Here is a 7,466-nt window from a genome sequence, read left to right as displayed (position 1 = left end):
TCAAGCTCTGGTAATCCTGGCTAGAAAGCTCGCGCGGGTGGCATTCGCCCTGATGAAAAATCAGGACGAATACGTCACCAAAGGTGGGAAACTGGCTTGCTGAAAACCATAGAATCTCCCACAGGTACAGCGCAGGTTTCGAATCTTGCGCCGTACCTGTGGGAGCGGGCGTGCCCGCGAATGGTCTCCAGTCAGACGCGGAACTGGCTGACCAGCATCTGCAGATGACCGCCCAGGCGCGCCAGCTCGACGCTGGACGCTGCGGTCTCATCACTGGCTGCCGCGGTCTGTTCCGACACATCGCGCACATTCAGGATGCTGCGGCTGATCTCTTCTGCCACCGCGCTCTGCTGCTCGGCCGCCGCTGCGATCTGCTGGTTCATCGACTGGATGCTCGACACCGTGCCGGTGATGTTCTCCAGCGACGCACCTGCCTTTCGCGCCAGCTCGACACTGCTGTCGGTCAGGGTGCGGCTGCCCTGCATGGCATTGGCCACCTGCTGGGTGCCGTGCTGCAGGCTGGCCACCAACTCCTCGATCTCTTCGGTGGACTTCTGCGTGCGCTGGGCCAGGCCACGCACTTCGTCGGCGACCACGGCGAAACCACGGCCGGCTTCACCGGCTCGGGCCGCTTCGATCGCGGCGTTGAGCGCCAGCAGGTTGGTCTGCTCGGCCACCGACTTGATCACGTCCATCACGCTGCCGATCTTCTGGCTTTCCTGTTGCAGCAGGTTCATGGCCTCGGTGGAGCGGTGCACTTCTTCGGCCAGGCGTTCGATCTGGCTGATCGCCTCGCCGACCACGCGGTCACCGGCACGCGCTTCGTCATCGGCGCCAGTCGCGGCATGGGAAGCCTGCTCGGCGTTGCGCGCCACTTCTTGAACGGTGGCGGCCATTTCGTGCATGGCGGTGGCGACCTGGTCGGTCTCGACCTTCTGGCTGTTGGCACCGGCGCTGGTCTGCTCGGTCACCGCCGACAACTCTTCGGCGGCGCTGGCAATCTGAGTGACGCCGTCACGGATGCCGCTGATCAGTTCGCGCAGGGTCGTCCCCATGCGCGCAATGCCTTGTTGCAGCACGCCGATTTCATCGCGACGGGTAACGCGCAGGTCGTGGGTCAGGTCGCCACTGGCAATGCGTTCCACGGCTTGCAGGGTATCGCGCAGCGGGCGGGTGATCTGGCGAGTGATGACCACTGCAGCAATGACGCCAGCCAGCAGCGCCAGCAGCGTGGCGATGGTCTGCAGGCTGCGGGCCTGGGTGCTTTCTGCGTCGCGACGCTCCAGCTGGATGTTGTACAGCGCGTCGCTGCGCTTGACGATATCGGCGCCTTGCACGGTCATCTCGGCGCGGGCAACGGTGATGTCGGCAACCGCATCGCGGAACTGGCGCACGGCATCGCGGTAGGCCTGCACCGATTGCTCGAACTGCTGGACACGGGCGGCTTCAGCTGGCAACTGGCGCTTGAGGTTGTCGATATCGGCCAGGGCGCCTTCCAGCTGGCGCAGGGCGGTCTGCTCGTTGGCGGCACTGTTGTCGGCAATGTAACCGCGCACGTCGATACGCACCTGCAGCAGTTGCTGGCGCGCCTTGCTGATCAGTTGGTACTGGGCCAGGCGCACACTGTCTGGCTCGGGGCGGGACATGACGTCCTGGCTGAGGACTTCCATGGCCTCATCGGCCCTTGCCGCCGACACGTTCATTGCATCACGGGCGGCCAGCGAACTTTTGTAGCCGGCGCGCATCTTGTTCAGCGATACCTTGTACTCGCTGATGGTCTGCCCCAGCTCCTTGAGCAGCACGACGTTGGCCGGGCTGGTGAAGGTGGTGACCAGGTATTGCTGCTGCTTGCTGAAGGCGTCGAGCTTGGCCTGGGTGTTGGCAGCGGCGGCGTCATCGCCATTGGCGATCATGTACTGCAGACGCGCGATGCGCAGGTCGGTCAGATCCTTGTTGAGCTGACCGATGTCACCCATCCAGTTGCTGCGGTCAATCAGGCTGCCCAGGCTGGTCCAGCCGGTCAGGGCCAGCAGGCCGGTTAGAACCAGCACCAGGCCGAAGCCCAGGCCGAGTTTGAGGTTGACGCTGATGTTGGCAAACCAGCTGTTCATGCACGCTCTCCAGAAAATTCATTCGCTCACTTGATCATCAATCGCAGGGCGTTGTTGTTCTGGGGCCCGCTGATTCGTGCAGGTGTTATCGGCACGGCACAGCGAAAGCTGAATCGCTTTTTCAGCTGATTTGCAAGATAGAGAAAACGTTTGCCTTTTGGAGATCGCTGAGGGCCGCAAAGCGGCCCCCCAGGCTCTCAAAGGCTACGCGCGCCGAAAGTATCGCAGCTGTTCACATTCCCTTGGGCAAACCCGGCCTTGAACCAGCGCACCCGCTGCGCCGAGGTGCCATGGGTGAAGGAGTCGGGCACCACGCGCCCCTGACCTTGCTGTTGCAGCCGGTCATCACCAATGGCATTGGCGGCATTCAGCGCCTCTTCAACATCACCCGGCTCCAGCCAGTTCAGCCGCTTCTGCGCCTGATACGCCCAAACGCCGGCCAGGCAGTCGGCCTGCAGTTCCTGGCGCACCAGCAGGCCATTGTCGCCTTCCAGGCGCTGGCCACTGCGCCGCGCGGCATCGACCTTGGCCGACACCCCGAGCAGGGTCTGCACGTGGTGGCCGATCTCGTGGGCGATCACGTAGGCCTGGGCGAAGTCGCCGGCCGCCGCGAAGCGGGTTTCCATTTCACGGAAGAACGACATGTCCAGGTAGACCCGCTGATCCGCCGGGCAGTAGAACGGCCCGACTGCCGCAGACGCAAAACCGCAGGCCGAATTGACCTGGCCGCTGAACAACACCAGCTTGGGATCACGGTACTGCTTGCCCGCTTGGGCGAACAGGGCCTTCCAGGTGTCTTCCGTATCGCCCAGGATCGAGGCGACGAACTGCGCCTGTTCGTCATTGGCCGGCGGTGCCTTGCCGCCAGCGCCACTGGGGGCTGCTTGCTGTTGCTGTTGTTCCATCTGCCCGGCGAGCTGGCCAAGAATCTGCAGCGGGTCCTGGCCGGTCAGCCAGCCGATGCCGACAATCAGCAGCACAGCGCCAAGCCCCAGCCCCTTGCCGCCGCCAAAGCGCATGCCGCCGCCGCCACCTTCGCCGCGAGCATCGACCACGTTGTCGCTGCGCCGGCCTTTTCGCCATTCCATGAAGAGCTCTCCAGAGCGTGAAACATGGGGATAAAGATTAGATCACCACAGCCAAAGCCACTAATACATAACCGTTTGGTTATGTAATTGGCGGGTGATTTCATTATCCATCCCTCGCTACCTGCCTGAAACTGCAAGTCCGCCTGCCGTGTACAGGCGTTTTCATAATTCCAAGAGAGGAATCCGGCATGCCTGCCCAGGACAACAGCCGCTTCGTGATCCGTGATCGCAACTGGCACCCCAAGGCCCTGACGCCCGACTACAAGACTTCCGTTGCCCGCTCGCCGCGCCAGGCACTGGTCAGCATCCCACAGTCGATCAGCGAAACCACCGGCCCGGACTTTTCCCACCTGGGCTTCGGTGCCCACGACCATGACCTGCTGCTGAACTTCAACAACGGTGGCTTGCCGATCGGCGAGCGCATCATCGTTGCCGGCCGCGTCGTCGACCAGTACGGCAAGCCTGTGCCGAACACCCTGGTGGAGATGTGGCAAGCCAACGCCGGTGGCCGCTATCGCCACAAGAACGACCGTTACCTGGCGCCGCTGGACCCGAATTTCGGTGGCGTCGGCCGTTGCCTGACCGACCGCGACGGCTACTACAGCTTCCGCACCATCAAGCCGGGCCCGTACCCTTGGCGCAACGGGCCGAATGACTGGCGCCCGGCGCACATCCATTTCGGCATCAGCGGCCCGTCGATCGCCACCAAGCTGATCACCCAGCTGTATTTCGAAGGTGATCCGCTGATCCCGATGTGCCCGATCGTCAAGTCGATCGCCAACCCTGAAGCCGTCCAGCAGTTGATCGCCAAGCTCGACATGAGCAACGCCAACCCGATGGACTGCCTGGCGTACCGCTTCGATATCGTGCTGCGTGGCCAGCGCAAGACCCACTTCGAAAACTGCTGAGGACCCCGCCATGCCAATCGAACTGCTGCCGGAAACCCCATCGCAGACTGCCGGCCCCTACGTGCACATCGGCCTGGCCCTGGAAGCGGCCGGCAACCCGACCCGCGACCAGGAAATCTGGAACCGCCTGGCCAAGCCGGACGCTCCGGGCGAGCACATCGTGCTGATCGGTCATGTGTATGACGGCAACGGCCACCTGGTGCGTGATTCGTTCCTGGAACTGTGGCAGGCCGACGCCAACGGTCAGTATCAGGATGCCTATAACCTGGAAAACGCCTTCAACAGCTTCGGCCGCACCGCCACCACCTTCGATGCCGGTGAGTGGACCGTGCATACGGTCAAGCCGGGTGTGGTGAACAATGCTGCAGGCGTGCCAATGGCGCCGCATATCAACATCAGCCTGTTCGCCCGGGGGATCAACATCCATCTGCACACGCGGCTGTACTTCGACGACGAGGCCGAGGCCAATGCCAAATGCCCGGTGCTCAACCTGATCGAGCAGCCGCAACGTCGTGAGACCTTGATTGCCAAGCGTTGCGAGGTGGACGGGAAAACGGCGTATCGCTTCGATATCCGCATTCAGGGAGAAGGGGAGACGGTGTTCTTCGACTTCTGAGTCAAAGTTCGGGGCCGCTGTGCGGCCCTTCGCGGGCAAGCCCGCTCCCACAGGTGTCGCGCAAGCATCAAGGTGGATGCTATCCATGTGGAAGCGGGCTTGCCCGCGAACGCTCTAGCGCCGAACCAGCAGGACGCCACTCCCACAGGTGTCGCGCAAGCATCAAGGTGGATGCTATCCATGTGGAAGCGGGCTTGCCCGCGAACGCTCTAGCGCCGAACCAGCAGGACGCCACTCCCACAGCTGTCGCGCAAGCATCAAGGTGGATGCTATCCATGTGGGAGCGGGCTTGCCCGCGAATGCTCTAGCGCCGAACCAGCAGGACGCCACTTTCCATGTGGTGCGTATACGGGAACTGGTCGAACAACGCACAACGCTCGATGCGGTGTGTGTCGTGCAACTGGGCAATGTTCGCCGCCAGGGTCTCGGGGTTGCACGAGATGTACAGGATTCGCTCGAAACGCCGGGTCAGCTCGCAAGTGTCCGGGTCCATCCCAGCACGGGGCGGGTCGACGAACACGGTGCCGAACTCATAGCTCTTCAGGTCGATTCCTTCCAGCCGGCGGAACGGCCGTACTTCGTTCAGTGCCTGGGTCAGCTCTTCCGCCGACAGGCGCACCAGCCGCACGTTATCCACAGCGTTTTCAGCGAGGTTGCTCAGCGCGGCATTGACTGAAGTCTTGCTGATCTCGGTGGCCAGCACCTGGCGCACGCGGGTGGCCAGCGGCAGGGTAAAGTTGCCGTTGCCGCAATACAGCTCCAGCAAGTCGTCTTCACGTTGGCCGATGGCCTCGAACGCCCAGCTCAGCATCTTCTGGTTCACCGCGCCGTTGGGCTGGGTGAACGCGCCTTCCGGCTGGCGGTAGCTGAAAACGCGACCGGCAACATCAAGTTTTTCCACCGCATAGTCGCGGCCAATCACCAGGCGTTTGCCCTTCGAACGGCCGATCACGCTCACGCCGAGGTCTTCGGCCAACTGCCGGGCAGCCACTTCCCAGGCCTCGTCCAGCGGGCGGTGGTAGCACAGCGTGACCATGGCATCGCCGGCCAGCGTGGTGAGGAACTCTACCTGGAACAAGCGATTGCCCAGTGCCTCGCTGGCCTGCCAGGCGGCCTTCAGGCGCGGCATCAGCTCATTGATGCGCTGGCTGGCGATGGGGAAGTCGTCGATCAGGATCGCCTTGTGCTTGTCGCCAGGGGCGAACATCGCATAGTGGCGCTGGCCATCTTCGCGCCACAGGCGGAACTCGGCGCGCAGGCGGTAGTGCTCGCGCGGCGAGTCGAAAACGGCCGGTTCCGGCGCGCCGAAGGGCGCCAGCAGCTCGCGCAGGCGGGCGACTTTGCCCTCGAGCTGGGTGGCGTAGGCGGAGGGGTCGAAGACAGCACTCATGCGTTGAACCAGCCCAGCTTGATGACGAACAGGATGGAAAGGATCACCAGGGCCGGGTTCAGGTCGCGGTGGCGGCCGGAGATCAGCTTGACGGCGGTCCAGGAAATGAAACCGAAGGCGATGCCGTTGGCGATCGAGTAGGTCAGTGGCATGGCCAGGGCGGTCACGACCACGGGGGCGGCCTCGGTGATGTCGTCCCAATTGATTTCTGCCAGGCCCGAAGCCATCAGCACGGCGACGAACAACAGCGCCGGTGCCGTGGCGAAGGCCGGTACGCTACCGGCCAGCGGCGCGAAGAACAGCGCCAGCAGGAACAGGATGGCGACGACGATGGCAGTCAGGCCGGTGCGGCCTCCGGCGCTCACGCCAGCGGCGGATTCGATGTAGCTGGTGGTGGTCGAGGTGCCCAGCAGGGAACCTGCCATGGCGGCGGTGCTGTCGGCGATCAGGGCACGGCCCATCTTTGGCATGTGGCCGTCCTTGCCCATCAGGCCGGCGCGCTTGGCCACGCCGATCAGCGTGCCCGAGTTGTCGAACAGGTCGACGAACAGGAAGGCGAAGATCACGCTGACCAGGCCCACGTCGAGGGCGCCTTTGATGTCCAGCTGGAGGAAGGTCGGCGCCAGCGATGGCGGCATCGAGACCACGCCACTGAACGGTGTCACACCCATCAGGATCGAAGCGATGGTCACGGCCAGGATGCCGATCAGCACTGCGCCACGAACCTTCAGCGACTCGAGGCCGACGATCAGGAAGAAGCCCAGGGTAGCGAGGATAGGCGCTGGCTGCTTGAGGTCACCCAGGCCAACCAGGGTCGCTGGATTATCAACGACGATGCCGGCATTGTGCAGGGCGATGAACGCCAGGAACAGGCCGATACCGGCAGCAATCGCAGAACGCAACGGCAGTGGAATGCTGTTTACGATCCATTCGCGGATACGGAAGATCGACAGCAGGAAGAACATCACCGCCGAGAGGAACACCGCGCCGAGTGCCACCTGCCAGGTGTGGCCCATGTGCAGGACCACCGTGTAGGTGAAGAACGCGTTCAGGCCCATGCCCGGCGCCAGGGCGATCGGGTAGTTGGCAATCAGGCCCATGGTGGTCGAGCCGATAGCGGCCGCCAGGCAGGTGGCGACGAAGATTGCGCCCTTGTCCATGCCGGTCTCACCGAGGATGCTCGGGTTGACGAACAGGATGTAGGCCATGGCCAGGAAGGTAGTGACGCCCGCAAGAATCTCGGTGCGCACATTGGTGTCGTGTGCTTTTAGTTGAAACAGCCTTTCCAGCATGCCCGCTCCCCAGGGCGCCCTCGCGCCGTGAATGTATCGACCCCATCAGCAAAGCACAGAC

Annotated in this window: 6 protein-coding genes and 1 pseudogene; 3 read left to right on the top strand and 4 right to left on the bottom strand. The window is 63.3% G+C overall.

All coding sequences use genetic code 11. The annotated features are described in order from the left end of the window. A pseudogene (locus CQW31_RS31785) lies at positions 1-103 on the top strand (IS110 family transposase); the annotation flags it as partial. 88 nt (positions 104-191) lie between these two features. Here CQW31_RS31785 and CQW31_RS25330 read toward each other — a convergent pair. After that, on the bottom strand, positions 192-2,111 hold the full coding sequence (locus CQW31_RS25330) for a methyl-accepting chemotaxis protein (RefSeq protein ID WP_099815684.1): 1,920 nt from the start codon (positions 2,109-2,111) through the stop codon (positions 192-194). 197 nt (positions 2,112-2,308) lie between these two features. Beyond that, complete coding sequence (locus CQW31_RS25325) at positions 2,309-3,199, bottom strand: neutral zinc metallopeptidase (protein ID WP_099815683.1); 891 nt, start codon at positions 3,197-3,199, stop codon at positions 2,309-2,311. A gap of 188 nt (positions 3,200-3,387) precedes the next feature. Between CQW31_RS25325 and pcaH the strand changes: the two genes are divergently transcribed. Together pcaH and pcaG are read left to right on the top strand one after the other, a co-directional pair. Next, positions 3,388-4,107, top strand: a complete 720-nt coding sequence (gene pcaH / locus CQW31_RS25320; RefSeq protein WP_054886879.1) for a protocatechuate 3,4-dioxygenase subunit beta — start codon at positions 3,388-3,390, stop codon at positions 4,105-4,107. Between the two features lie 10 nt (positions 4,108-4,117). After that, the gene (gene pcaG / locus CQW31_RS25315; protein ID WP_099815682.1) at positions 4,118-4,723 is read left to right on the top strand and encodes a protocatechuate 3,4-dioxygenase subunit alpha; all 606 of its coding nucleotides are present in this window, start codon (positions 4,118-4,120) and stop codon (positions 4,721-4,723) included. Between the two features lie 304 nt (positions 4,724-5,027). Here pcaG and trmA read toward each other — a convergent pair whose 3' ends face one another. Both trmA and CQW31_RS25305 read right to left on the bottom strand, forming a co-directional pair. Further along, on the bottom strand, positions 5,028-6,113 hold the full coding sequence (trmA, locus tag CQW31_RS25310) for a tRNA (uridine(54)-C5)-methyltransferase TrmA (protein WP_099815681.1): 1,086 nt from the start codon (positions 6,111-6,113) through the stop codon (positions 5,028-5,030). Then, entirely contained in the window at positions 6,110-7,405 is a 1,296-nt protein-coding gene (locus tag CQW31_RS25305; RefSeq protein ID WP_099815680.1) for an NCS2 family permease, read from the bottom strand. The genes trmA and CQW31_RS25305 overlap by 4 nt, the downstream gene beginning before the upstream one ends. Positions 7,406-7,466 lie beyond the last annotated feature (61 nt).

The organism is Pseudomonas sp. 382, from assembly GCF_002759075.1.
In the GTDB taxonomy this organism is placed as follows: domain Bacteria; phylum Pseudomonadota; class Gammaproteobacteria; order Pseudomonadales; family Pseudomonadaceae; genus Aquipseudomonas; species Aquipseudomonas vlassakiae.
This window is presented reverse-complemented; position numbering and strand designations above follow the sequence as displayed.

Bases quoted from the DNA above. Each gene is read 5' to 3' on its own strand.
- CQW31_RS25325 (WP_099815683.1), bottom strand. From the start codon at position 3,199: ATGGAATGGCGAAAAGGCCGGCGCAGCGACAACGTGGTCGATGCTCGC.
- trmA (WP_099815681.1), bottom strand. From the start codon at position 6,113: ATGAGTGCTGTCTTCGACCCCTCCGCCTACGCCACCCAGCTCGAGGGC.
- CQW31_RS25330 (WP_099815684.1), bottom strand. From the start codon at position 2,111: ATGAACAGCTGGTTTGCCAACATCAGCGTCAACCTCAAACTCGGCCTG.
- pcaG (WP_099815682.1), top strand. From the start codon at position 4,118: ATGCCAATCGAACTGCTGCCGGAAACCCCATCGCAGACTGCCGGCCCC.
- pcaH (WP_054886879.1), top strand. From the start codon at position 3,388: ATGCCTGCCCAGGACAACAGCCGCTTCGTGATCCGTGATCGCAACTGG.
- CQW31_RS25305 (WP_099815680.1), bottom strand. From the start codon at position 7,405: ATGCTGGAAAGGCTGTTTCAACTAAAAGCACACGACACCAATGTGCGC.